Here is a 775-nt window from a genome sequence, read left to right as displayed (position 1 = left end):
TAGGGGCTGTATAGAATTGAGAAAACATTGAAAAAAATAAGCAACGCCTTACTCTAATGTTTACCACAACAAAGAAACAAGGCGTCACTTATGGCTCGCACCAAGCTCAACGATGAACATTGGCACAAGCTATTTATTATATTGCGACAAATTAACATATATAACAAGCCCAATCTAAGACGTACCGTTGAAGGCATGTTGTACCGCATACGAGTAGGCTGTCCATGGCGAGACTTACCTTCTTATTTCGGTCATTGGTCTAGCATATATCATCAATACCGTTATTGGCGTAAAACCGGTAAATGGCAAAAGCTCATGAAAATAATCACAGCAAACTATGATAGTGAATGGTTATTTATAGACGGTAGCGTGGTCAAAGCTCATCAGCATAGTACAGGCGCCGCCAGTCATCTTGATGAGGCCATTGGTAAAAGTGTTGCAGGTAATAGCAGCAAACTGCACTTAGTGGTCGATGCTTGTGGTAACCCTATACATGTTGAGCTGTCAGGTGGGCAAGTACATGACTCTAAGATGGCAAAGACGTTGATAGATAGCACGATTAATAACCAGACTAAAGCGGTGATTGCAGACAGGGGCTACGATAGTAGCGATATTAGAGAGTGTATCTTCACGCACTGTGCTCAGTCAGTCATACCTGTTAAGTCGAACTCTAAAAGCTGTAACGACACACTAGATTGGTATTTGTATCGTTGCCGTCATTTGGTAGAAAACGCTTTTGCTAGATTGAAACATTTTAGGGGCATTGCCACGCGAT

Annotated in this window: 1 protein-coding gene; it reads left to right on the top strand. The window is 41.9% G+C overall.

Translation table 11 applies throughout. The features are described from left to right. Nucleotides 1-90 precede the first annotated feature (90 nt). Nucleotides 91-775: IS5 family transposase (locus tag ACT3QP_RS14960; RefSeq protein ID WP_444526049.1), on the top strand; the 685-nt coding region annotated here is incomplete at its 3' end.

Origin of the sequence: Psychrobacter sp. AOP7-B1-24 (assembly GCF_052376215.1) — a bacterium.
GTDB lineage: Bacteria > Pseudomonadota > Gammaproteobacteria > Pseudomonadales > Moraxellaceae > Psychrobacter.
This window is presented reverse-complemented; position numbering and strand designations above follow the sequence as displayed.